General features: G+C 61.2%; 22 protein-coding genes. 16 read left to right on the forward strand and 6 right to left on the reverse strand.

Features of this window, described 5'->3' with window-relative positions; all coding sequences use genetic code 11:
- Nucleotides 1-273 precede the first annotated feature (273 nt).
- The 8 genes from DQ393_RS04040 to DQ393_RS04075 are packed head-to-tail and all read left to right on the forward strand — an operon-like array spanning nucleotide 274 to nucleotide 9,413.
- Nucleotides 274-2,592 carry a bifunctional salicylyl-CoA 5-hydroxylase/oxidoreductase gene (locus DQ393_RS04040; RefSeq protein WP_112340519.1) on the forward strand — a complete coding sequence of 773 codons (2,319 nt, stop codon included), beginning with the start codon at nucleotides 274-276 and terminating at the stop codon, nucleotides 2,590-2,592.
- Nucleotides 2,593-2,599: 7 nt separating this feature from the next.
- Complete coding sequence (locus tag DQ393_RS04045) at nucleotides 2,600-3,379, forward strand: SDR family NAD(P)-dependent oxidoreductase (protein ID WP_112340520.1); 780 nt, start codon at nucleotides 2,600-2,602, stop codon at nucleotides 3,377-3,379.
- Between the two features lie 3 nt (nucleotides 3,380-3,382).
- Entirely contained in the window at nucleotides 3,383-4,234 is an 852-nt protein-coding gene (locus DQ393_RS04050; protein WP_112340521.1) for an enoyl-CoA hydratase family protein, read from the forward strand.
- A gap of 4 nt (nucleotides 4,235-4,238) precedes the next feature.
- Complete coding sequence (locus DQ393_RS04055; protein ID WP_112340522.1) at nucleotides 4,239-5,420, forward strand: acyl-CoA dehydrogenase family protein; 1,182 nt, start codon at nucleotides 4,239-4,241, stop codon at nucleotides 5,418-5,420.
- Between the two features lie 14 nt (nucleotides 5,421-5,434).
- Complete coding sequence (locus tag DQ393_RS04060; RefSeq protein WP_112340572.1) at nucleotides 5,435-6,616, forward strand: acyl-CoA dehydrogenase; 1,182 nt, start codon at nucleotides 5,435-5,437, stop codon at nucleotides 6,614-6,616.
- 7 nt (nucleotides 6,617-6,623) lie between these two features.
- The gene (locus DQ393_RS04065) at nucleotides 6,624-7,055 is read left to right on the forward strand and encodes an acyl-CoA thioesterase (protein WP_112340523.1); all 432 of its coding nucleotides are present in this window, start codon (nucleotides 6,624-6,626) and stop codon (nucleotides 7,053-7,055) included.
- Nucleotides 7,033-7,428 (forward strand): RidA family protein, encoded by a 396-nt coding sequence (locus DQ393_RS04070; protein ID WP_069611780.1) that lies wholly within the window; start codon nucleotides 7,033-7,035, stop codon nucleotides 7,426-7,428. The genes DQ393_RS04065 and DQ393_RS04070 overlap by 23 nt, the downstream gene beginning before the upstream one ends.
- Before the next feature lie 17 nt (nucleotides 7,429-7,445).
- Nucleotides 7,446-9,413 carry a 3-hydroxyacyl-CoA dehydrogenase NAD-binding domain-containing protein gene (locus DQ393_RS04075; protein WP_112340524.1) on the forward strand — a complete coding sequence of 656 codons (1,968 nt, stop codon included), beginning with the start codon at nucleotides 7,446-7,448 and terminating at the stop codon, nucleotides 9,411-9,413.
- 20 nt (nucleotides 9,414-9,433) lie between these two features.
- Here the strand turns inward: DQ393_RS04075 and DQ393_RS04080 are convergent, their stop codons facing one another.
- The 3 genes from DQ393_RS04080 to DQ393_RS04090 all read right to left on the reverse strand — a co-directional run bounded on the left by DQ393_RS04080 (nucleotide 9,434) and on the right by DQ393_RS04090 (nucleotide 12,523).
- Nucleotides 9,434-10,645 (reverse strand): adenylate/guanylate cyclase domain-containing protein, encoded by a 1,212-nt coding sequence (locus DQ393_RS04080; protein WP_112340525.1) that lies wholly within the window; start codon nucleotides 10,643-10,645, stop codon nucleotides 9,434-9,436.
- A gap of 155 nt (nucleotides 10,646-10,800) precedes the next feature.
- On the reverse strand, nucleotides 10,801-11,703 hold the full coding sequence (locus DQ393_RS04085) for an SDR family oxidoreductase (RefSeq protein WP_112340526.1): 903 nt from the start codon (nucleotides 11,701-11,703) through the stop codon (nucleotides 10,801-10,803).
- Between the two features lie 79 nt (nucleotides 11,704-11,782).
- Nucleotides 11,783-12,523, reverse strand: a complete 741-nt coding sequence (locus tag DQ393_RS04090; RefSeq protein WP_112340527.1) for an SDR family oxidoreductase — start codon at nucleotides 12,521-12,523, stop codon at nucleotides 11,783-11,785.
- A gap of 122 nt (nucleotides 12,524-12,645) precedes the next feature.
- Here DQ393_RS04090 and DQ393_RS04095 point away from each other — a divergent pair, with 122 nt between their 5' ends.
- The 3 genes from DQ393_RS04095 (at nucleotide 12,646) to DQ393_RS04105 (ending at nucleotide 15,604) form a co-directional block, all read left to right on the forward strand.
- Entirely contained in the window at nucleotides 12,646-13,557 is a 912-nt protein-coding gene (locus DQ393_RS04095; RefSeq protein WP_112340528.1) for a LysR family transcriptional regulator, read from the forward strand.
- 134 nt (nucleotides 13,558-13,691) lie between these two features.
- Nucleotides 13,692-15,038: an LLM class flavin-dependent oxidoreductase gene (locus DQ393_RS04100; RefSeq protein ID WP_112340529.1), complete on the forward strand. Its 1,347-nt coding sequence runs from the start codon at nucleotides 13,692-13,694 to the stop codon at nucleotides 15,036-15,038.
- Between the two features lie 23 nt (nucleotides 15,039-15,061).
- Entirely contained in the window at nucleotides 15,062-15,604 is a 543-nt protein-coding gene (locus tag DQ393_RS04105) for a hypothetical protein (RefSeq protein WP_112340530.1), read from the forward strand.
- 248 nt (nucleotides 15,605-15,852) lie between these two features.
- Here the strand turns inward: DQ393_RS04105 and DQ393_RS04110 are convergent, their stop codons facing one another.
- The gene (locus tag DQ393_RS04110; RefSeq protein WP_112340531.1) at nucleotides 15,853-16,281 is read right to left on the reverse strand and encodes an OsmC family protein; all 429 of its coding nucleotides are present in this window, start codon (nucleotides 16,279-16,281) and stop codon (nucleotides 15,853-15,855) included.
- Nucleotides 16,282-16,492: 211 nt separating this feature from the next.
- On the opposite strand from DQ393_RS04110, the gene DQ393_RS04115 reads away from it, so the two are divergent.
- Entirely contained in the window at nucleotides 16,493-17,758 is a 1,266-nt protein-coding gene (locus tag DQ393_RS04115; RefSeq protein WP_112340532.1) for a glycerate kinase type-2 family protein, read from the forward strand.
- A 19-nt stretch (nucleotides 17,759-17,777) separates the two neighbouring features.
- Here the strand turns inward: DQ393_RS04115 and DQ393_RS04120 are convergent, their stop codons facing one another.
- Nucleotides 17,778-17,963 (reverse strand): hypothetical protein, encoded by a 186-nt coding sequence (locus DQ393_RS04120; RefSeq protein ID WP_245430249.1) that lies wholly within the window; start codon nucleotides 17,961-17,963, stop codon nucleotides 17,778-17,780.
- Between the two features lie 277 nt (nucleotides 17,964-18,240).
- On the opposite strand from DQ393_RS04120, the gene ggt reads away from it, so the two are divergent.
- Together ggt and DQ393_RS04130 are read left to right on the forward strand one after the other, a co-directional pair.
- On the forward strand, nucleotides 18,241-19,983 hold the full coding sequence (gene ggt / locus DQ393_RS04125; protein WP_112340573.1) for a gamma-glutamyltransferase: 1,743 nt from the start codon (nucleotides 18,241-18,243) through the stop codon (nucleotides 19,981-19,983).
- A gap of 349 nt (nucleotides 19,984-20,332) precedes the next feature.
- A complete protein-coding gene (locus DQ393_RS04130; RefSeq protein WP_112340534.1) occupies nucleotides 20,333-21,787 on the forward strand; it encodes an MFS transporter in 1,455 nt (484 codons plus the stop codon).
- 247 nt (nucleotides 21,788-22,034) lie between these two features.
- Here the strand turns inward: DQ393_RS04130 and DQ393_RS04135 are convergent, their stop codons facing one another.
- A complete protein-coding gene (locus DQ393_RS04135) occupies nucleotides 22,035-22,244 on the reverse strand; it encodes a cold-shock protein (RefSeq protein WP_034503699.1) in 210 nt (69 codons plus the stop codon).
- A 435-nt stretch (nucleotides 22,245-22,679) separates the two neighbouring features.
- On the opposite strand from DQ393_RS04135, the gene DQ393_RS04140 reads away from it, so the two are divergent.
- Nucleotides 22,680-22,919: a hypothetical protein gene (locus tag DQ393_RS04140; RefSeq protein ID WP_112340574.1), complete on the forward strand. Its 240-nt coding sequence runs from the start codon at nucleotides 22,680-22,682 to the stop codon at nucleotides 22,917-22,919.
- Between the two features lie 130 nt (nucleotides 22,920-23,049).
- Nucleotides 23,050-24,603, forward strand: coding sequence for a VOC family protein (locus DQ393_RS04145; protein WP_112340535.1), 1,554 nt, complete (start codon nucleotides 23,050-23,052; stop codon nucleotides 24,601-24,603).
- The last annotated feature ends 15 nt before the right edge of the window (nucleotides 24,604-24,618 follow it).

Genomic DNA, 24,618 nt, shown 5'->3' on the forward strand with positions numbered 1-24,618 from the left:
GATCAATCGCCACGACAGCCGTTTCCCCGCGGCGCATGTGGCGTTGCTAAAAAAGATCGCACCGAAGGCTGCAATGTTCAAGCAAGAAATTTTAAGCCTAAACTATTTTTGATTTCCGATTGATTCGAAAGAGCTATTTTCGATTTTCCTGCTATTGTGGGTGCCTACAGACCGCATATCGGAGCAGGAAAAGCCTTGACGAATGGCCCCAACAAGATATTTTAAACTTAAATTATTTTGAGCTCGGCTCCGGCCGAACGAGGAGGGAAAGCGATGCGCATCGTCTGTATCGGCGGCGGCCCCGCAGGGCTTTACTTTGCGCTTCTGATGAAGAAGCTCCATCCCGAGCACTCCATCCGCGTCGTCGAGCGCAACCGCCCCTATGACACCTTCGGCTGGGGCGTCGTCTTCTCCGACGCGACCATGGTATCGATGCGGGAATGGGATCCGGAAAGTGCCGCCGAGATCGAGGATGCCTTCAACCATTGGGACGATATCGAAGTCCTGTTCAAGGGCACCCGCCAGCGCACGTCTGGCCACGGCTTTGTCGGCATTGGCCGTAAGAAGCTTTTGAACATTCTGCAACGCCGCTGCGAGGCGCTCGGAGTCGAGCTGATCTTCGAAACGGAGGTCAATTCCGATCTCGACTATCCGGACGCCGATCTGGTCATCGGCTCGGACGGCCTCAATTCCAAGATCCGCAATCATTATCCGGAAGTCTTCCGGCCTGACATGATCACCCGGCCGAACCGCTATATCTGGCTCGGCACCAACAAGCTTTTCGACGCCTTCACCTTCGATTTCCGCCGCACCGATCACGGCTGGTTCCAGGCGCATATCTACAAGTTCGACGACAAGACCTCGACCTTCATCGTCGAGACGACGGAAGAGGCCTACCTCGCCCACGGCCTCGACAAGATGGATCAGGACGGCTCCATCGCCTTCTGCGAAAACCTGTTCTCCGAAGTACTCGACGGCGCTTCGCTGATGACCAATGCCCGCCACATCCGCGGCTCGGCCTGGCTGAACTTCAACCGCCTGATCTGCGGCAAGTGGAGCCATTTCAACGGCAATTCCCATGTCGTGCTGATGGGCGATGCCGCCCACACCGCACATTTCGCCATCGGCTCCGGCACCAAGCTTGCCATCGATGACGCCATCGAGCTGACGCGGCAATTTCAGATCCACGGGCATGAGAAGGACAAGATACCGGCCGTCCTCGAAACCTACGAGGAAATCCGCCGCGTCGATGTCGCCCGCATCCAGAATGCCGCCCGCAACGCGATGGAATGGTTCGAGGTCGTTGGGCGCCGCTATGCCGATACGCTCGAAGCGCCGCAATTCATGTATTCGATGCTGACCCGCTCGCAGCGCATCAGCCATGAAAATCTCCGGCTGCGCGACAAGACCTGGCTTGAAGGCTATGAGCGCTGGTTCGCCGAAAAATCCGGCCTCGATGTCGGCAACGATCGCTGCCTGCCGCCGATGTTCACGCCCTACCGGCTGCGCGATGTCCAGCTCGTCAACCGCATCGTCATGTCTCCGATGGCGATGTACTCGGCCAAAGATGGCGTGATGAACGATTTCCACATCGTCCATCTCGGCTCTCGCGCGCTTGGAGGCGCAGGGCTGATCTTCGCGGAAATGACCTGCGTCACACCGGACGCCCGCATCACTCCCGGCTGTCTTGGCCTTTGGAACGAGGAACAGGTCGCGCAATGGAAGCGCCTCGTCGACTTCGTTCACACGAACAGCGCCGCCAAAGTCGGCATACAGCTCGGCCATGCCGGCCGCAAGGGCGCGACGAAGCTTGCCTGGGAAGGCATCGACCAGCCGCTCTCCGAAGGCGAATGGCCGCTGATTTCGGCATCATCGGTCCCCTACCTCAAGAACAGTCAGGTGCCGAAGGCCATGGATCGCGCTGACATGGAGCGCGTCAAGGCCGATTTCATCCGCTCGACGGAACTCGCGATCGAGACCGGTGCCGACTGGCTGGAACTGCATTGCGCCCACGGCTATCTGCTATCGAGCTTCCTGTCGCCGCTGACCAATCTGCGCAACGACGAGTATGGCGGCAGCCATGAGAACCGCGCTCGCTACCCTCTTGAAATCTTCCGAGCGATGCGCGCCATCTGGCCGGCGGACAAGCCGATCTCGGTTCGCCTCTCCTGCCATGATTGGACCGATGGCGGCAACACGCCGGAAGATGCGGCGATCTTCGCGCGCATGTTCAAGGAAGCCGGCGCCGACCTGATCGACTGTTCCTCAGGCCAGGTCTCGAAACAGGAAAAGCCCGTCTATGGCCGCCTGTTCCAGACGCCGTTCTCCGACAAGATCCGCAACGAGATCGGCATCCCGACGATTGCCGTTGGCGCGATCTCCGAGGCCGATCACGCCAATTCGATCATCGCCGCCGGCCGCGCCGATCTCTGCGCCATCGCCCGCCCGCATCTGGCCGATCCGGCCTGGTCGCTGCATGAAGCCGCCAAGATCGGTCTGACTTCCATTCCCTGGCCGAAGCAATATCTTTCCGGCAAGACGCAGTATGAAACCAACCTCGCCCGTGCGGCCACAACCGCTCCAGCGAAGTGAGGATGAAATGACGACTTCGGGCAAACTCGCCGGCCGTCACGCCCTCGTCACCGGGGCCGGCAGCGGCATCGGTGCCGCGATCGCCAAGGCGCTCGCCGCCGAGGGCGCACGCGTCAGCCTAGCCGGTCGCCGCCGCGAGCCGCTGGAAGCGGTTGCCGCCGAAATCGGCGCCCAGGCATTCGTGGTCGATGGCTTCGATGTCACCAGCACAGACGCCGTTGCCCAAGGCCTTGCCAAGGCACGCGAAACATTCGGCCCCGTCGATATCCTCGTCAACAATGCCGGGGAAGCGCCGAGCGCGCCCTTCGAGAAGACAAGCCTTGAGGCCTGGAACCACGTCCTCTCGGTCGACCTCACAGGCGTTTTCGTGGTGACGCAGGCTGCCCTTCCCGACCTGAAAGCCCACGGCTCCGGCGCGCGCATCATCAATATCGCCTCGACGGCCGGCCTGAAGGGCTATGGCTACGTCTCGGCCTACGTCGCCGCCAAGCATGGCGTCGTCGGCCTCACCCGCTCGCTGGCGCTGGAACTGGCGAAAACCGGCATCACCGTCAACGCCGTCTGCCCCGGTTTCACCGATACGCCGATCATCCAGCGCTCGATCGAGACGATCGTCGCCAAGACCGGGCGCACGGCCGAACAGGCACTCGGCGAATTCACGAAATCCAATCCGCAAGGACGGCTGATCAAGCCGGAAGAAGTTGCCGACACCGTGCTCTGGCTGGCCTCGCCGGCTGCGGCATCGATCAATGGACAGGCAATCGCGGTTGCCGGTGGGGAGATTTGAGGAATGAGCGATCAGGACATGACGATGAAGGGACATCTGAGACCTTTCAAGGATTATAAGCCTGAGCATTTCCTCTGGGATGTCAGCGAAGACGGCCGCGTCGCCACCATCCGCCTGAACCGCCCGGAACGTAAGAATCCGCTGACCTTCGACAGCTATGCAGAGCTGCGCGATCTGTTCCGCGATCTCGCCTATGCCTCCGATATCCGCGCCATCGTTCTGACTGGCGCGGGTGGCAATTTCTCCTCCGGTGGCGATGTCTTCGAGATCATCGAGCCGCTGACGCGCATGGCGATGCCCGAGCTTCTGGCCTTCACGCGCATGACCGGCGATCTCGTCAAGGCGATGCGCAAATGCCCTCAGCCGATCATCTCGGCAGTCGATGGCATCTGCGCCGGCGCCGGCGCCATCCTCGCCATGGCCTCCGATCTAAGGCTCGCGACGTCCGAGGCAAAGACTGCCTTCCTCTTCACCCGTGTCGGCCTTGCCGGTGCCGATATGGGCGCTTGTGGCATCCTTCCCCGCATCATCGGCCAGGGCCGCGCCGCCGAGCTTCTCTTTACCGGCCGATCGATGACAGCGGCGGAAGGACAGGCCTGGGGCTTCTATAATGGTTTGCACGCCAGTGCCGAGCTTGAAAGCGAAGCGCTCAAGCTCGCCCGCTCACTGGCCGACGGTCCGTGGTTCGCCCACGGCATGACCAAGACCATGCTGAACCAGGAATGGGCGATGGGCATCGATGAAATGATCGAATCCGAAGCGCAGGCGCAGGCGATCTGCATGGCGACGCAGGATTTCCGCCGCGCCTTCGAGGCTTTCGCCGCCAAGCGGCAGCCGGAATTCCAGGGGGATTGAGGAGATGTCCACGGCAAGCAGCCTCGCCGGCCCGACCCGCGATCATCTGGATTGGCCCTTCTTCGAAGACCGCCACCACCGTTTCGCCGCCGAAGTCGACGCCTTCGCGAAATCCGGCGTCATGGCTTCGATCGATCATGCCGATGTCGACGGCACATGCCGAAAGCTGGTCAAGGCGCTGGGCGAAGCCGGGCTTTTGACCGCCGCCGCTGGGTCTTCCGACAACGAACCGCTGATCGATTCCCGCATGGTCTGCCTCGCCCGTGAAACGCTGGCCTGGCATGACGGCCTTGCCGATTTCGCCTTTGCCATGCAGGGGCTCGGCACGGGCGCCATCGGCCTCTCCGGTTCGCTCGAATTGCGTTCAGCCGTTCTGCCCAAGGTGCGCTCCGGCGAATGGCTCGCCGCCTTTGCGCTGTCGGAAAAGGACGCCGGCTCCGATGTCGCCGCGATGAGCTGCGCTGCCCGCTCCGATGGCGATCACTATATTCTCGACGGCGAGAAGACCTGGATTTCCAATGGCGGCATTGCCGATATCTACACCGTCTTCGCGCGCACCGGCGAAGCGCCGGGAACCCGCGGCATCTCGGCCTTCGTCGTCTTTGCCGACGATCCCGGTTTCTCGATTGCCGAGCGCATCGAGGTCATTGCGCCGCATCCGCTGGCGACGATCCGTTTCGATAATTGCCGCATTCCCGCTTCCCGCCGCCTCGGCGCGTCAGGCGAAGGTTTCAAGATCGCCATGCGCACGCTGGATATCTTTCGCGCCTCGGTCGCCGCTGCCGGCCTCGGCTTTGCCCGCCGCGCGCTCGATGAATCGCTTACCCATGCACGCTCACGTCCGATGTTCGGCGCAGCCCTTGCCGACCTTCAGTTGACGCAGGCCGCCCTCGGCGATATGGCGACCGGCATCGACGCGGCGGCACTGCTCACCTACCGGGCGGCCTGGCGTCGTGACGTGCAGCGCTTGCCGACGACGCGCGAAGCCGCCATGGCCAAGATGACGGCGACGGAAACCGCGCAAAGCGTCATCGACCGCGCCGTTCAGCTCTTTGGCGGACGTGGCGTGAAATCGGGCGAGATAACGGAAAAACTCTATCGGGAGATCCGCGCGCTTCGCATCTATGAAGGTGCGACGGAAGTTCAGAAACTCATCGTCGCGCGCGAACTTTTGAAGACCAATTAATGGGAGATGCCAGCATGAGCCGCGAGATTTTCGACTGGGCCGACCCGTTCCGGCTGACGGAACAGCTGAGCGACGACGAAAGGATGGTGCTGGATACCGCGCATTCCTACGCGCAGGAAAAACTCGCGCCCCGCGTCCTCGAAGCCTTCCGGCATGAAAAGACCGATCCGGCCATCTTCCGTGAAATGGGTGAACTCGGCCTCCTCGGCCCGACGATCTCCCCGGAATATGGTGGCGCCGGCCTCGGCTATGTCGCCTACGGCCTGATCGCCCGAGAAGTCGAGCGCGTCGACAGCGGCTATCGCTCGATGATGAGCGTGCAGTCCTCGCTCGTCATGGTGCCGATAGAGACCTTCGGCTCGGATGCGCAAAAGCAGAAATACCTGCCGAAGCTAGCGACCGGCGAATGGATCGGCTGCTTTGGCCTCACCGAACCGAACCACGGCTCCGATCCCGGCTCGATGGTCACACGCGCAAAGAAGGTCGATGGCGGCTACAGCCTGACCGGCGCCAAGACCTGGATTTCGAACGCGCCGATCGCCGATGTCTTTGTTGTCTGGGCAAAGACCGAGGACGGCCTCATCCGCGGCTTCATTCTCGAAAAGGGCTGGAGGGGCCTGTCGGCACCCGCCATCCATGGCAAGGTGGGCCTGCGCGCCTCCATAACGGGCGAAGTCGTGATGGATAATGTCTTCGTGCCCGAGGAAAACCTGATGCCGAACGTATCAGGCCTCAAGGGTCCCTTCACCTGCCTCAACTCCGCACGCTTCGGCATTGCCTGGGGTGCGCTCGGCGCGGCGGAGGATTGCTATGCCAAGGCACGCCAGTACGTGCTCGACCGCAAACAGTTCGGCCGTCCCCTTGCTGCCAATCAGCTGATCCAGAAGAAGCTTGCCGATATGGTGACCGAGATCACGCTAGGCCTTCAGGGCTGCCTGCGCCTCGGCCGCATGAAGGAAGAAGGCCATCCGCCCGTCGAGCTCACCTCCATCCTCAAGCGCAACAGCTGTGGCAAGGCGCTGGATATTGCCCGCGCTGCCCGTGACATGCTGGGTGGTAATGGCATTTCCGATGAGTTCGGCATCGCCCGCCATCTCGTCAACCTTGAGGTGGTCAACACCTATGAGGGCACGCACGATATCCACGCCCTCATCCTCGGCCGCGCCATCACCGGCATCGCCGCCTTTTCGAACTGAGGCGGCCGTGACGTTCAAGACCACCAGACCCCTGCGCTTCGGAGATTGCGATCCTTCCGGGATCGCCTATTTCCCATCCTATCTGAACATCCTCGTCGGGGTGCTGGAAGACTATTTCGCTTCGATCGGCTTCTCCTGGCGAAAGCTGATCGACGACCGCCGCATCGGTGTTCCCACCGTGCGGCTCGATCTGACTTTCATCAAGCCGGGCTTGCAGGGCGACGATCTCGAATTCGTCCTTGCAGTCCGTGGCGTCGGCCGTTCCTCGCTCGATCTCGAACATCAGGTCTCGGCGAATGGCCATGTGCTGTGGACGGCTAAACACCGCGTCGTCGCCACCTCGCTCGATACGCACACATCCCTTGAATGGCCGGAGGATATCCGCGCCGCGCTGACCTCTCATCTGGAGACGACCGATGCACACCATCCTGCAACCTGAAGGCTGGGCCAAGCCGATCGGCTATGCCAATGGCATGGCGGCGACGGGCCGCATGGTGTTCGTTGGCGGCCAGGTCGGCTGGAATGCCGCCTGCGAATTCGAAAGCGACGATTTCGTCGAGCAGGTGCGCCAGACGCTGAAGAATGTCGTCGCCATTCTTGCCGAAGGCGGCGCCGAGCCGAAGCACATCACGTCGATGACCTGGTATTTCACCGACAAGCAGGAATATCTCGGCAATCTGAAGGGGATCGGTCAGGCCTATCGCGAGATCATCGGCCGGCATTTCCCGGCCATGGCCGCCGTGCAGGTCGTTGCCCTCGTCGAAGATCGTGCCAAGATCGAGATCCAGGCGACGGCAGTCATTCCGGAATAATATAGGCGGTCAAGATCATGTCGGCATTGCGCTTTTCGGACACCATCTCGGCGGCGCTGACCGACGAGATTCTCGTCGTCACCATAGACAACGCGCCCGTCAACGCGCTTTCCGCCGATGTCCGGGCCGGCCTCATGGCGGCGTTTGATCACGCCGAAAAGGATGGCACGACTAGGGGCATCGTGCTCACCGGTGCGGGGAACAGCTTCATCGGCGGCGCCGATATCAAGGAATTCGGCAAACCGCCGGTCGAGCCGCATCTACCTGATGTCATCGCCCGCATCGAAGCCTTTGCCAAACCCGTTGTCGCCGCGATCAATGGCGTGGCCCTCGGCGGCGGTCTGGAAGTGGCACTCGCCTGCCATCGTCGCCTCGCGGCGCCGACCGCCAACCTCGGCCTTCCCGAAGTCAAGCTCGGCATCGTACCCGGCGCCGGTGGCACGCAGCGCCTGCCGCGGCTGACCGGCATCGCCGCCGCTATCGATATGATCGCCAATGCACGCATCGTCTCCGCCGCCGAAGCGCTCACGCTCGGCATCGTGGACGGCGTGGCCAAGGGTGAATTGATCGCCGAAGCTATCACCGACGCCAAGACGGCCAATGCCGCACCGTTACGCCGCACGGGATCGCTGACGGTTCCTCCGGAAGCTACAGATGTGATCGACAAGGCGGCATCGGACGCATTGCGCAAGGCGCGCGGCCAGCATGCACCTGCCGAGGCCATCCGTCTCGTACGCCTGGCGGCGACCGTCTCTTTATCCGAAGGGCTGGCCGAGGAACGCCGCACTTTCATTGCGCTTCGCGACAGCGAAGAGGCCGCAGCGTTGCGTCATGTATTCTTCGCGGAACGCGCCGCCGGCAAGATCGAGGAACTGGAGACCGTTGCCGCACGCAAGATCGAAACCATCGGCATTGTCGGCACCGGTCTGATGGGATCAGGCATTGCCGTTTCCGCCCTCAACGGCGGCTTCCGCGTGATCGGAGTCGAGCAGACCATCGATGCTGCAGATAAGGGCCGCGAACGGATCGCTGGCCTCCTCGACAAGGCGGTGCAATCCGGTCGCCTCGATGCAGCGGGCCGCGAAGATCGCCTCAGCCGACTGACCGTGACGGCGGAGATTCAAGAGCTCGCAAAAGCCGATATCATCATCGAAGCCGTTTTCGACGATCTCACCGTCAAGACCGAGCTCTTCCGGCGCCTCGATGCGATCGTTCGCGCCGATGCGATCCTTGCGACCAATACGAGCTATCTCGACCCCGACGTAATCGCCGCCGCAACGCAACGGCCAGAGCGCGTCGTCGGACTGCACTTCTTCTCGCCAGCCAATATCATGCGGCTCCTGGAAGTGGTGAAGTGCAAGAACACCGCGCCGGATGTGCTGGCGACAGCCCTTGCCCTGGCAAAGCGGCTCGGCAAGCTGCCTGTCGTATCGGGCGTCACCGAAGGCTTTATCGGTAACCGCATCTTTTCCGCCTATCGCCGCGAAGCGGAATACATGGTCGAGGACGGCGCCTCGCCGCAGGAGATCGACGCGGCACTGGAAGCCTACGGCTTTCCGATGGGGCCTTTTGCTGTGTTCGATATGGCAGGTTTGGAAATCGCCTGGGCGCGCCGTAAGCGGCAGGCTGCGACGCGCGATCCCTCGGAGCGCTACGTCGTCATCGCCGACCGGCTCTGCGAAGCCGGCCGTTTCGGCCAGAAGACCGGCCGCGGCTGGTATGCCTACCCCGACGGCAAACGGACTGTTGATCCTGAGGTAGCGGCCATGATCGAAGCCGCGCGCGCCGAAAAAGGCATTGTACCAAGGAGCTTCACCGCGGAAGAGATCGTCAGCCGCCTGCTGAAAGCCATGGCCACCGAAGGCGAGGCGTTGCTTGCGGAAGGCATCGCCGCCCGTGCCAGCGATATCGATCTCGTGATGATCAACGGCTATGGCTTCCCGGCAAGCAAGGGCGGCCCGATGTTTGCGTCCAGCCGCTGCTGAAAGCAGTCACGGCAGAGGGATCAGGCCGCCGAAGAGAGTAGCGTGAACAATTCCTGAGGCCGCTTGACGCCGCGCAGCGCATAGCGGCCGACGGAAACGAGATCGTTGCTTTGCTGGCCCGATAGCGCCTCGACGAAATTCGATGACATCAGGACATTGCGGTCGGCCGATCGGCACATCGAGGCGATGCGGCTGACCTCGTTGACGGCCGGCCCGATGACGGTGAAGTCCAGCCGGTCCATGCTGCCGATATTGCCGTAGAAGACATCGCCGATATGCAGGCCGAGATAGACGTCCGTGACCGGACGGCCTTCGATCTGCCGCTGCGAGTTGAGATCGCGCAGCCGCTGGCGCAGCAGCGATTCCGCCATCAGCGCAGCCGCGCAGGCATCGGCGGAATTGCGAGCCTTGAAGATTGCCAGCGTGCCGTCGCCGATCAGCTTCAACACGTTGCCGCCCGCCTCATGGATCGAGGAGATGACCGCATCGGCATAGGCATTCAGCATCGGGATGATTTCATCCGGCTCGGCCGTATCCGAAATGCGCGTGTAGTTGGCGAGATCGGAAAACCAGAGCGCCGCCGAAATCCGCTCCGTTTTGCCGCGGGTAATCTTGCCCTCGAGCACATGCCGGGCAGCGTCCTCGCCGAGATAGACCTCGGCAATGGTGCGGGCGATGCGGCTCATGCCGGTGCATTTGATGGCCAAAGCCAGCGCCGGCGTCAGCTTGCGCAGCACGCGCAAATCCTCTTCCGGGAATCCCATTTCGGCGGCGGTAGCGAAGTTGGAATAGAAGCAATCCATCTCGCCGATCGTGCCGCCCTCTTCGAAACGGTGCACCATGGCGATATAATCGGTGTGACCATCTGCCAGCAACGTATCGAGCCCGTAGAAATCGGCAGGCTCGCCGAAGCCGATACGTCGGCGCACCTCGTCTCCACCTGTTGTCAGCATGTGATAGAAGGCGGAACGCTGCCAGTTTTCAGACGCGATCCCCTGTTGCGTCGGGCCATATTCGAACTCGCGCTCGATGATCTGATTGCCGTCCCAGCGGAAGGCGCGGCCCTCATAGACCGGATGCAGCGTATCCATCAGCGCCATGGCCCGATCGATGTTGAGACCATGCTGACGGCACTGCTCGCAGAAACCCGAGAGGATATCGACTTCCGTCATTCCCTTGAGACCGGCCTGCATGAGCCAGCTGGCAATTTCGCCAATGTCCTTCGCGTCCATGGATATCTCCCGACCCTCTGAAGGAATCGCTTTAGTACGAAACTCCAAGGCTTGGAATGCTGTACAACGCAAAATAGCCCTGATGCACGCACCAGATCGCCGCTTCTGTGGCACAGAAGCGGCGATTTGACACGCTCAAAGGATGATCGCGGGTCTCAGGCTTTTGTATGCGGCTTCAGCAGGTCTTCCAGACCGATGCGGCGGAAAAGCTCTGCCCGAACCCGGTCGGCAACACCGTTGACGATCTCAGCACCATCCTCAGAAGGGTCTATATGGGTACGGAATGGCCGCGTTCCAAACGGCATATCGACAATATCCACGATTGCCGTCGCCACCGAAGCGGCATCGGCATCCGCCGGTTCCAGCGAGGCTAGTCCCTTCAGCGCCTGGTCGGGAACGCCGGCATAGGGACCGTTGTCATATTCGGCGGCGCGAGCCTTGTCGTCCGGGGAACCGGAATGCGCGAAGTGGTTGGTGCCCTTCGTAAAGGCGCCGGGCACGATGATGGCGGTCTCGACGCCCCAGCGTGTCAGTTCGGACGCATAGGACACGGCAAGCGAGTCCATGGCTGCCTTGGCTGCGAAATAAGGCGAGAGGTAAGGCGGCGTGCCGCCCCGCGTGCTCGACGAGGAGACCCAGACCACCAGCCCCTTTCCTTGCCTGCGCATATGAGGCAGCACGGCACGATTGACGCGCTGGGTGCTGAGCACGTTGATGTCGTAGAGTTCGGCAAACTGTTCGGGCGTGAATGCCTCCGCCGGGCCGAAGGACATATGGCCGGCATTGTGGATGATGGTGTCGATGCGGCCCTGCTCGCCGATGACGGCGGCAATGCCGGCTTCGACAGAGGCGTCCGAGGCGACATCGAGTTCGACGGTCCTGAGATCGACGCCGTTCTCCGCGGCGAATGCCGCCGCTGCGGCGACCTGTGCCGCATTACGCCCTTGGGTTTCGCGGATACCGGCATAGACCGCATGGCCTGCCTTGGCGAGAGCGCGTGCCGTCAGGGCGCCGAAGCCGCTCGATGCGCCGGTAATAACGATGACTTGCTTGCTCATGATTCTGTTCCTTCAAAGGATTGGCTGTTGTCGACGATGAAGTGGAGGACGGCAGGCATTACCCTGCCGCCAAGTTGGCTCAGATCATGCCGCCATTGGCGCGCAGCGTCTGACCGTTGATCCAGCCGCCATCCGGGCCGACGAGGAAGGAAACGGCGGCGGCGATGTCTTGCGGCGTGCCCAGGCGCTCCAGCGGGTTCATCTTGGCCATACGGTCGATGAGCTCGTCGCTCTTACCGTTGAGGAAGAGATCGGTGGCCGTCGGGCCGGGCGCAACCGCATTCACCGTGATCGAGCGGCCGCGCAGTTCCTTCGCCATGATGCCGGTCAGAAGCTCGACGCCGGCCTTGGTTGCGGCATAGACGCCGTAGGTTTCAAGCTTGAGGCCGACGATGCTGGTCGAGAAGTTGACGATGCGACCGCCGTCACGCAGGCGCCTGCCGGCTTCTCGCAGCGTATTGAACGTGCCCTTCAGGTTGATGGCGATGTGGCGGTCGAAATGCGCGTCGTCGGCATCGGCGATCTTCGCGAGCTGCATGATGCCGGCATTGTTGACGAGGACATCGACACCGCCGAAGGCAGCTTCGGCTGCGTCGAACATGCGGCGCACGGCTTCGACATCGGAGACATCGGCCTTCGCGGTCAGCGCCTTGCCGCCCTTTTCCTCGATCTTGCGGGCGAGCCCCTCGGCGGCGGCTTCGCTGCCGGAATAGTTGATGACGACGGTGAAGCCATCCTCGGCCAAACGCTCTGCAATGGCGGCGCCAATGCCGCGCGATGCGCCGGTGATGATTGCTACCTTGTTGGAAATATTGCCCATTTCTCCCATCCTTCATTGCCTTGCGCCGTAGCGCGTTTCGATGAGGAGAAGATGCCCCTTTTCATGAAGCGGATAATCAGCCAATAATCGGCATCACTATCCGAATTTAGCGAACAAATAATATGGACAGATTCGATGCCATGCGGGTGTTTTGCCGGGTCGTGGAACGACGCAGCTTCACGCTGGCCGCCGAAGACACCGGCCTGCCCCGCTCGACGGTGACGGATGCGATCAAACAGGTCGAGGCGCGTCTTGGCGTGCGCCTGCTACAGCGCACGACGCGGCATGTCAGCCCGACGCTCGATGGCGAAGCCTATTACCAGCGCTGCCTGCGCATCCTCTCCGATATCGAGGATGCTGAAGGCGCCTTTGCCGGGGCGAAGCCGAAGGGTGTCCTCCGTGTCGACGTGCATGGAACGCTTGCGCGGCACTTCGTCCTGCCGAACCTGCCTTCCTTCCTCGAAACCTATCCCGACATCGAACTGCAGATCACCGAAGGCGACCGGTTCGTCGATCTGATCCGCGAGGGGATCGATTGCGTGCTGCGCGTTGGCACGCTGCAGGATAGCGATATGATCGGCCGCCGCGTCGCCATGCTGGAAGAAGTGACGCTTGCGGCACCCGCCTATGTCGAACATTTCGGCATGCCCGCCCATCCGGAGAAGCTCGATGGCCACCGCATGGTCGGCTTCCGCTCTTCCGCAACGGGCGGATTGCTGCCGCTGGAATTCCAGATCGACGGCGTCGTGCGCGAAATCACCCTGCCGGCCACCATCTCCGTCAACGCGGCCGAGAGCTATTTCGCCGCGGCCAAGCTCGGTCTCGGCCTGATCCAGGTTCCGCGCTATCACGCCGAGGAAGCCCTACGATCGGGCGGGCTGCTGCATGTCCTCCCGGACTATCCACCGACACGGACGCCCGTCTCGATGCTCTATCCGCGCAGCCGCCAGCTTTCACCGCGGGTCCGCGTTTTCATAGACTGGCTGGTCAAGGTTTTTGCCGGACAGAACAGCACTGAAGTCGAGGACGGATGAATATTCCGCGAAAGCGATCAAATAAATGAAATCGGCTCTTTGAATGGGCGAGAAGCACGCCTACGTCGTAAGGCATCATTCCGCTGGCGGAGCCGTTATGACGTCATAGCGGCTGACGATTTTGGAGAGAGCCCATGACCGAACAGAAGCAATTGAAGCTGGGCGCCTTCATGCGTCCCGTCAGCCTGCATACCGGTGCCTGGCGTTATCCCGGCGCCTATCCGGACGCCAACTTCAATTTCCAGCACATCAAAAGCTTCGCGCAGGAGCTGGAAAAGGCAAAATTCGACGCCTTCTTCATGGCCGATCACCTCGCGGTCCTCAACATGCCGATCGAGGCCCTGAAGCGCAGCCAAACCGTCACCTCCTTCGAGCCCTTCACCCTGCTTTCGGCGCTCGCCGCCGTTACCGACAGGATTGGCCTCGTCGCAACCGCCTCCACCACCTTCGACCTGCCCTATCATATCGCCCGCCGCTTCGCCTCGCTCGACCATATCAGCGGTGGCCGCGCCGGCTGGAACATCGTCACCACCTCCAATCCCGATGCCGCCCTTAATTTCGGCCTCGAAGAACACATGGAACATGGCGAGCGCTACCATCGCGCTCGCGAATTCTACGATGTCGTGACCGGCCTCTGGGACAGCTTCGCCGACGACGCCTTCATCCGCGATCCGGAAAGCGGCATCTTCTTCGATCCCGAGCGAATGCATGTCCTCGGGCACAAGGGCGAGGAACTGAGCGTTCGCGGCCCGCTCAACATCGCCCGCCCACCTCAGGGCTGGCCCGTCATCGTGCAGGCCGGACAATCGGATGCCGGTCGTCAGCTTGCCGCCGAAACGGCCGAAGCCGTCTTTGCAGCTCCCCGCAACCTCGCCGATGGCAAGTCGATCTTCGCCGATATCAAGGGACGGATGAAGGCGATCGGCCGCAATCCGGATCATCTGAAGATCCTGCCCGCCGCCTTCATCGTCGTCGGCGATACGGTCGAGGAGGCAAAGGCCAAGCGGGCAAAGCTCGATAGTCTCGTCCATTACGATAGCGCCATCGCATCCCTGTCGATCGCACTTGGGCATGATGCCTCCAAATTCGATCCGGATAGCTCGCTGCCGGAGATTCCGGAAACCAACGCGAGCAAGAGCGGCCGCGAGCGCGTCATCGCCCTTGCCGAAGCCGAAAAGCTCACCGTGCGCCAGCTTGCCCAGCGCCTCGGCGGCTATGCCGGCCTCGCCTTCGTCGGCACGCCTGAGAGCATTGCCGACGAGATGGAGCAATGGCTGCACGAGGAAGGCTCTGACGGTTTCAACGTTGTCTTCCCCTTCCTGCCGCAGGGTCTGCTTGACGTGACCACCCGCGTCGTTCCAGAGCTGCAACGCCGCGGCATCTTCCGCCGCGATTACGACGGTACGACATTGCGCGAACATCTAGGCCTGCCGCGCCCGGAAAACCGCTTCTTCACGAAATCGGCAGCGGCAGCGCAGTAAGAGCCCGGTATAAAGAGAGTAACATGAGTCATATCACGCCGATCGACTACGAGACCGCTTCCGAGGCCGTGCGCGCCGAGCATGACCGCGAAATGCAGCTGCGCGGCCGCATGACGAATATGAAACGCACCCTGCTGCACTCGCCGGTCGCGCATCGCATCTATGCGGAATGGTTTCCCTTGCGCGAGGAGCTGCGTCCGGCTCTGGACGATCGCGCCATCTGGCTGCTTTGCCATGCCATCGCAATCGAATGCCGCTCGATCATCCCCGTCGGCTTCTTCCGGCGCGCGCTGATCAATGCCGGCCTCACGCCGGAAACGATCGTACCGAGCGAAGACGAGGCGCTGCTGATCGAATTCGGCAAGGCGATCGTCAGGGATTCCAATGCAATTCCGGAAGGGATTTGGGATCGATTGAAGGCCCGCTACGACGAGCCGACGCTCGCCAACCTCGTCGCCTTCGCCGGCATCATGATCGCGACGGCAATCTACAACAATGCCGTGAAAGTGGATATCGACCCGGAGCTTGGACCTTACCTTGAAGGGTTTGAGTTTCCGGCGAAGTGAGGGGCAACGGCAGATGCCGAGCCATCTCGCCCTTGGCGGGCGAGAAAGCAATTTCATTGGTTTAGGAATTGCGATACCGAAGGTCACACATATTCAGAATGCTAGCGCAATTTCTAAGCCATTGAAATTGCAAGAGCGGGGGCCGGTGCGTCCCTGCCTACCCCCGCCCTTGCAAAATCTAGCACTTAGCCTTGCGGCTAAATGCTGATTTTGCGTTCCCGCGCGCAAGGGGCGGGATAGACCAAATCTCACCCCGAAATCACCGTCTCAAATTGCGGATTGCCGCGGATCGTGTTGCTCACCGTGCAAATCTCATCTTCGGCGGCATGCGCAATCGCGTTGCGAATTTCATCGCTGAAATCACCTTTGATGGTGAAGGCAATGTTGAATTTCTCCACGCGCGAGAGGCCTTCGGTCGCCTTCTCACCCGTGACGACGGCGGTGACTTCGGTGAGCTTGTCGAGCACGCCGAGGCTGCTAGCGGCCATGCGGGCGCTCAAGGCCAGGCAGGCCGAGAGCGACGAATAGAGCAGGTCGAGCGGGTTGAAGCCAGGCTGCGACGGCGAGGTGACGATATCGATTTCGCCGCCGGTCACCGAGGTCACATGCGGAAAGCCGGTGCGGCCGACCGTAGCGGTTGCGCCCGTCTGCCTTGTCTTCACTTTCAATTCGGCCATGTCGAAAAATCCCTGAATAAAAGCGTGAAACCCTTTCCTTCTACATAGGGATTCGTCGGGCAGGACACAATTGCAGTTCCTGGCCCTTGCGTCTTCCAGTCAGTTAAGCCACCAAATGGTTACAGGCTCTGAGAAGCAATTTCAGGAAAAGTGCATAGCGGTTTTCCGTCCGGAATTGCGTATAAACGCTCTAGCAGACAGGCAGTTCGACATGACCGTTTCCGATCCCCGCGCCTTCCTGACCTCACTGTTCGATGCCGCCGTGCGTGCAGCCGATCCGTTGACCGGCATCCGTACGCATCTGCCTGCCAAACCGAAGGGCCGCACGATCGTCATCGGCGCCGGCAAGGGATCTGCCCAGATGGCGGCCGCGCTGGAACAATGCTGGGATGGCCCGCTGGAAGGCCTCGTCGTGACGCGATACGGTTTTTCCGCCCCCTGCCGCCAGATCGAGATCATCGAAGCAGCCCACCCCGTGCCGGATGAGGCTGGTCTCGTCGCCTCCCGTCGGCTACTGAAACTTGTCGATGGCCTCACAAAAGACGATCTGGTGATCGCCCTGATATCAGGCGGCGGCTCGGCGCTGCTTCCCTCGCCAGCGGGCGGCTTGAGCCTCGCCGATGAAATCGCCGTCAACAAGGCGCTGCTTGCCTCCGGCGCGCCGATCTCTGCGATGAATGTCATCCGCAAGCATCTGTCGACCATCAAGGGCGGCCGGCTGGCTGCCGCAGCCCACCCGGCCAAGGTCGTCTCGCTCGTCGTCTCGGACATTCCCGGCGACGACCCTGCCCTGGTGGCCTCCGGGCCGACCGTGCCGGGCGCCGGCACGCGCGCCGAAGCACTCGATCTCATCCGCCTCTACCGTATCGAACTCCCGCCAGCCGTTCTCGCCCATATCGAGAAAGTTGAGGCGGATGCGCCGCGCCCGGGCGATCCGCGCTTTGCCGGCAATGAGGTCCATGTCATCGCGTCAGCCGGCGTCTCGTTGGAAGCCGCTGCCGAGGTGGCGCGTGCCGCCGGCATCGAAGCCGCCATTCTCTCGGACGCCATAGAGGGCGAGGCCCGCGAAGCTGCGCATGTCCACGCTGCCATCGCCCGGGAAGTGCTTCATCGCAATCGCCCCTTTCCGAAGCCGATCGTGCTACTCTCTGGCGGCGAAACGACGGTGACCTTGAAGGGCAACGGCAAGGGCGGGCGAAACTCGGAGTTCCTGTTGTCGCTCGCCATCGATATCGACGGTCACGCGGGCATTCACGCCATGGCCGCCGATACCGATGGCATCGACGGCAGCGAGGACAATGCCGGCGCCTTTGCCGATGCAGGTACGGTGGCGCGGTTGCGCAAGGCCGGAATGGTGCCGGCCGAGCTGCTGGCAAACAATGACGGTTGGACAGCGTTCGACGCGATTGGCGATCTCTTCGTTCCCGGCCCGACCGGAACGAACGTCAACGACTTCCGCGCCATCCTGATCCTGTAGCCGCTAGGTGCAAATGAGATCAGACGATGGCGGTGCAATCGTCACAACGCCAGTAGACGGCTGCCATCGATGACCATCGGAAGAAGTGCCGGCTGCAATGGTCGCACTCGATTTCAATGATGTGCGTCTTTTCGGCAATGACGTGTGGCTTTGCCTTGACCTTGCGCTCGCTCTTCCACTGCTCAAGTCTCGTGACGGGCATCATCAACCTCCACGCAATACTTCAACCCCGATAGACTAGCTACCTAAAGTAGGCGTAACTAATAAAAGAAATATTGCAAGTCCGACCCAAGCTTCCGCAGGGTTGGAAGACTAAAATTATCCATAGTAGTGCAGGAAAGACATAGCGAACCGGCGCGGCCCGGTGATGCGGCATCGCCCGATTAAAAAATTCCGACAGCCGATATCGCCATTTTCGCGCGTGACACCATGTCATCTGTGGGCGATTTTCCACCAAGACAATAATGGGAGGCATATTCATCATGCGCCAATTCCGCCAACGGGCGATATCCTCGGTGACGCTCGTCACCTTCGCCCTCTTTTCCGTCACCGCCAGAGCCGCCGCGCCACCTCCCGTCGAAGCTGAACACGGCATGGTGGTTACGGCACAGCATCTGGCCACGGACGTCGGCGTGCAGGTATTGAAAAACGGCGGCAATGCCGTCGATGCCGCCGTTGCCGTCGGCTACACGCTCGCGGTGGTCTATCCGACCGCCGGCAATATCGGCGGCGGCGGCTTCATGACCATCCGCATGCGCGACGGCAAGACGGACTTCCTCGATTTCCGCGAGCGCGCGCCGTTGGCAGCCAAAAAGGACATGTATCTCGACGACAAGGGCAATATCGTCAAAGGCGCCAGCACCAATGGCTATCTCGCCGTCGGCGTTCCGGGCTCGGTCATGGGCTTCGAGACTGCCCGCGAGAAATACGGCACGAAATCGCGTCAGGATCTGATGGCGCCGGCCATTCGCTACGCCAGGGAAGGCTTCACGCTGAACCAGGCCGATGCCGCCGAACTGAACGAGAGCAAGGATCGACTCGCGCGCGATCCGGCCACCGCGGCGATCTTCACCAAGTCGGATGGCAAGCCCTTCACGACGGGCGACAAGCTCGTACAGCCGGATCTCGCCAATGCGCTGTCAGGCATTTCGGATCAGGGGCCGGATGGCTTCTACAAGGGACCGGTCGCCAATGCCATCGTCAAGGCGAGCCAAGACAAGGGCGGCATTCTCGCAAACCAGGATTTCGAGCAGTACAAGGTCCGTGAGCTGGACCCCGTGAAATGCGACTATCGCGGCTACGAGATCATCTCATCTCCGCCACCCTCCTCCGGTGGCGTCATCATCTGCGAAATCCTCAACGTGCTGGAAGGCTATCCGCTCTCCTATACCGGCTACGGCTCGGCCGATACCGTCCATCTCATGGTCGAAGCCATGCGCCACGCCTATGTCGACCGCAACTCGGCCCTCGGCGATCCCGACTTTGTCGACAATCCCGTCAGCAAGCTGCTGGACAAGGCCTATGCCCAGAAGATCCGCGACGACATCTCGCCCTATAAGGCGGGCGTCTCCAAGGATCTGATGCCCAAGGGCTTGGGCGAAAGCCACGAGACCACGCATTATTCGATCGTCGACAATGACGGCAATGCCGTTGCCGTCACCTACACGCTGAACGGTTCCTTCGGCGCCGGAGTCGTCGCGCCTGGTACGGGCATCCTCTTGAACAACGAGATGGACGATTTCACCTCCAAGCCCGGCGTGCCCAATCTGTACGGCCTGGTGCAGGGCGAAGCCAACGCCATCCAGCCGAAGAAGACGCCGCTGTCCTCCATGAGCCCGACGATCATCGCCAAGGACGGCAAGCCCTTCATGGTGATCGGCAGCCCCGGCGGCTCGCGCATCATCACCATTACGCTCGAGGCGATCATCAACGTCATCGATTTCGGCATGAACATCCAGGAAGCGATCGATGCGCCGCGCATCCATCATCAATGGCTGCCGGATAAGGTCTACATGGAGCCCCGCGCGTTATCGCCGGATACGATCAAGCTCCTGACCGGCATGGGCTACACGGTTCAGGTCGACAATAGCTGGCCGATCTGGGGCCAGGCGGCCGGCATCCTGGTGGGCGGCAAGAGCCTCAGCGATATCGCCAAGGGCGGTGGCGCCCGCTACAACGGCGCCATGGACAGTCGCGCCGGCTCGGGACTTGCCGAAGGCTACTGATCGCCTCGGTGCCTGCTGACGACTCGGATCGGTGCCATCACCAACTGGCACCGGTCTTTTTGCCTATGGCATCCGGCCAAACCAGCACATTATCTTACGCGAAAAAACTAAGCGTGAGCATTTCGGCGCGATATCGCGCCTATTCCTTCACCTCACGTTCATTTGAAGCCGTTTGCCCTTGCATGTGGGTCATTTTTTTCATCCCATGAATGGGATTTGCGATTTCTGATATAGCAATCGCGTGCAAGCAGGAGTATACAAACCGCCGTTCAAATAGGCCTTCGCGCCATGACCAGATTTGCGGTTCTGTCCTCGGACCCCACCGCACCATCGAGAGCGATCCCCGACAATGTCGGATCAGATATTCCAGGCCGCCCCCACCAGGCGGGCCGCACCGAATTTTCGTGTAGTAGCGCTTATCGTAGCAAGCGCGATGTTCATGGAACAGCTTGACGCGACCGTGCTCGCGACTGCCCTTCCGACCATGGCAAGAGACTTCAGCGTCAGTGCGCCGGCCATGAGTATCTCGCTGACATCCTACCTCCTCAGCCTCGCGATCTTCATTCCCGCCAGCGGCGCCATTGCAGACCGCTTCGGGTCGCGCACCGTCTTCCGATCCGCCATTGCGGTTTTCGTTGTCGGCTCGCTTCTCTGCGCGCAGGCGCCGAACCTGTTCTTCCTCGTGATCGCGCGGCTGCTGCAGGGCCTCGGCGGCGCTATGATGCTGCCCGTCGGGCGTCTCGTGCTGATGCGCAGCGTCGCCCGCAAGGATATGGTCAACGCCATGTCCTGGCTGCTGATCCCGGCGCTGGTCGGCCCCATTCTCGGGCCGCCCGTCGGCGGCATGTTCGTCACCTATCTCGACTGGCGCTGGATCTTCTACATCAACGTGCCGATCGGCGTCATCGGCTTCATCCTGGTGACCATGTTCATCGAGGAGGTGAAAGGCCCGCGCACCGGCCGTTTCGACCTCTCGGGCTTCATCCTCTCAGGCATCTCTCTCGGCTCTCTGCTCTTCGGCTTCGAAATGTCGAGCCGTGAGGGCGAAGGCTATCTTGCCGTCTTTCTGATCTCCATCGGCCTCTTGTTCGGCATTGCCTATCTGCGCCACGCCCGCAGGCACCCCTCGCCGATCATGGATTTTTCGCTGATGAAGGTGCCGACCTTCCGCACCTCGGTGATCGCCGGTTCGCTGACGCGCATCAGCCAGGGTGCCCATCCCTTCCTGATCCCGCTGATGCTGCAGCTCGGCTTCGGCCTTTCGGCCGCTGCGGCCGGCCAGATCGCCATCGCGACCGCGCTCGGCTCCATGGCCATGAAGCCCTTGCAAGTCCGCATTCTGAGGACGCTCGGTTTCCGCACGGCCCTTATCATCTTCGGCCTGATCGGCACGCTCGGCTACGGCATGTGCGCCATCTTCCAGCCGGATTGGCCGCTGCCCGTCATCTTCGTGATCCTGTTCTTCTGCGGCTTCTTCATGTCGTTCCAGTTCACGGCCTACAACACCATCGCCTATGACGAGATCGAGCGCGATCGCATGAGCATCGCGACGAGTTTCTACTCGACCTTCCAGCAGCTGATGCTGTCTCTCGGCATCTGCGTCGCCGCCCTTGCCCTGCATGGCTCGATGCAGCTGCGTGGAGAGACGAAAGCCGAGATGATCGACTTCTCGGTCGCCTTCATCGTCGTGACGGCCATTGCACTGCTCGCGGTGATCTGGAACGCCAGCTTCTCGCGCACCGCCGGCTCCGAAATCAGCGGCCATCGCCGCAAATCGCCGGAAGATGGCCTCGGCGAGCATTGAGTTGGCTAGGGCATGATGCCGAAAGTGTAAGCGGCCCCAGGACGAAATAATCATCCGGCGCTCAGCTTGGGAGTGCAAAGTCGCAACGCGCATCGATCATGCATCGGTGCTTCGACCTTGATGGGTTTTGTCCGCCTTGCGGAAACAGGGGTGAATAAAAAAGAGGCCGGACCAACCCGACCTCTTCCTTCATTGCCTAACGATCTATACCATCTCATCCATGGTCCAAGACCGGAAAACAAATGGCTTACATAGCTTCGAGCTGGTCGGCCGACATCTTGCCCGAACGCTTGTCCTTGACAAGCTCGTAGGAGATTTTCTGGCCGTCGCGCAGCGTGCTCATTCCAGCGCGCTCAACGGCTGAAATATGCACGAAAACATCCGTCGCCCCATCATCAGGCTGAATGAAACCGAAACCCTTGGCAGCATTGAACCACTTTACAGTACCTGTGCTCATAACGATGACCTTTCAATCACTCACATAAAGACGTCAACCAGGAAACACTGGTTGGCAGTGGACCGATTTTGAGAGGGAAGTTCGTCGTTGTCGCGCAGAGTGCGTCGAGGCAAAGCGTCGGTCACAAATATCGATGACGCATCTTGTATCGGATAGGTATATTCTCCACAAGCAGAAACATCTAAATTAACTAATGTTGGATAGCGCATCAAAAGATGACATACGTGATGGCGCTGATACAGCTGCTTTTGAATAGAGTCGAAAGACCCTCTCCTTTGGACTCCGCTCGTCTGCTTCTGCAAAGGACTGCGGAATTGTGTCGTTGATGCGGGCATCTTCTGCTACAGCATGATACCATCTCCATTGTGCCTACAGTCGATCAGCTTGGGCTATTTGCGACCAGCATCAACACGATACAACCCCATGGAGGCTGATATGACACCACCGAATAAAGAGAACCTATTCGGCTCAAAGAGACAGGCGCCGGCAGATAAAGCCAATCAGCTCGATTCGGCGGTTAAAGAAATTCTCGCCAGCGAGCATGCAATCCGTGAGCGAAAAACGGCCCGTCTGCGCGAGCTCCGGCTTGAAAAGGAAGCTCTGCAACCACAGCCGGAGCCAAAGACAAAGTCCAAACGGAAGGCTCCGAAAAAATCGGGGGCGGCTGAAACCTGATCTGACGGCCGATGCAGCGCGATAAAAAGTTGCGTTTTTGTGAACACTGCCTTCTACAGACCACACATTGCATTGAACAATGGCCCCGGCCTAAATAGCGACCAGAACGAATAACAGTCTGGAGCATCCCATGGTCGCCGGCATCCATCACATCACGCTGATCACCCGAAAGGTCCAGGCGAATGTCGATTTCTACGTCGGCTTCCTCGGCCTGCGCCTCGTCAAGCGCACCGGTGGTTTCGAGGACGCAACGCAGCTTCATCTCATCTATGGCGATGCCACAGGCTCGCCGGGCTCGCTGATCACCTTTCTCGTTTGGGAGGATGGCTCGCCTGGCCGCGCCGGCGTCGGCCAGGTCGGCGAGATCTCGCTTGCGATCGATCCAGCCAGCATCGGCTTCTGGCTGACGCGCGCCCTGAGCGCCGGCCTGAAGCCGGAAGGTCCCTCCGAGGAGTTCGGCGAACCCGTCTTACGGCTAAAGGACCCGGACGGCGTCATCGTCAAACTGGTGGGGACCAATACTCTGCAAGCGGCAGCTCCATGGACAAGCGATACCATTCCGCAAGAGCGCGCGATCCTGCGCATCCGCGGCGCGACGCTGTTCAGCGAAACGCCCGAGGAGACCCGGGCCATCCTTGTCGATCACTTCGACTACCAGCCGCTCGCCACCAGCGGGGCGATCAGCCGGCTCATCTCGGTATCGGGCGATATCCTCGACATTCGTGATGCGCGCGGCTTCTGGGCCAGTGCTCCGGGCACGGGCACGGTCGATCATGTCGCCTTTCGCGCCAGCGACGACATCGAATTGCAGTCAATCCGTACCGCCCTGCAGGCGATCGATTCCGGGCCGACAGCGATGCATGACCGCAAGTATTTCCGCTCGCTCTACGTCCGCGAGCCCGGGCGCATCCTGTTCGAACTCGCAACCGACGCGCCCGGCATGCTGGTCGACGAGGACGAGGCAACGCTCGGCACGCGCCTCTTCGCCCCCGGCGACAGTCCGAAGCTTCTGGCCGAATTGAACGTGATCCTGCCGCAGTTCTCCATGCCCGGCGAGCCACGCGTCATCTATCGCGATCTGCCCTTCATCCATCGCTTCTTCACGCCTGACAAGCCGAACGGCAATGTCTTCGTTCTGCTGCACGGCTCCGGCGCCAACGAAACGACCATGCTGCCGCTCGGCCACAAGATCGATCCTGCCGCGACATTGCTCAGCGTGCGCGGCCGTGCGCTCGAGGAAGGTGCACCGCGCTGGTTTCGCCGGACCGGCCCGATGTCCCTCGATCAGGCCGATATCGTGAGCGAAGCCGAAGCCTTCGCCGCCTTCATCGATGGCGCGATCCATGTTTACGGACTCGATCCGGATCGCATCGTCTATATCGGCTACTCGAACGGCGCCAATCTGCTGAACGCCATGCTGTCGCTGCACCCGCATCTGATCCGCCGCGCCGTGCTGCTGCGCTCCATGGCCGCCCTCGAAAATCCGCCGGCAGCCGATATGTCGGATGCCGAAGTCCTGGCGATTGCGGGCGAGAAGGATCTGTATGGCCCATACGCCCAGCCTCTCGCGGAACGCCTGCGGGATGGCGGCGCCAAGGTCGAACTCGCGACGGTGCCCGCCGGTCACGAATTTGACGATGCAGACGTGACGGTCATTCGGGACTGGTTGAAGCGGAACGTGTAAGGCCGATATGCCGAC

Source organism: Martinezella tropici (genome assembly GCF_003287875.1).
Lineage (GTDB): Bacteria > Pseudomonadota > Alphaproteobacteria > Rhizobiales > Rhizobiaceae > Rhizobium > Rhizobium tropici_C.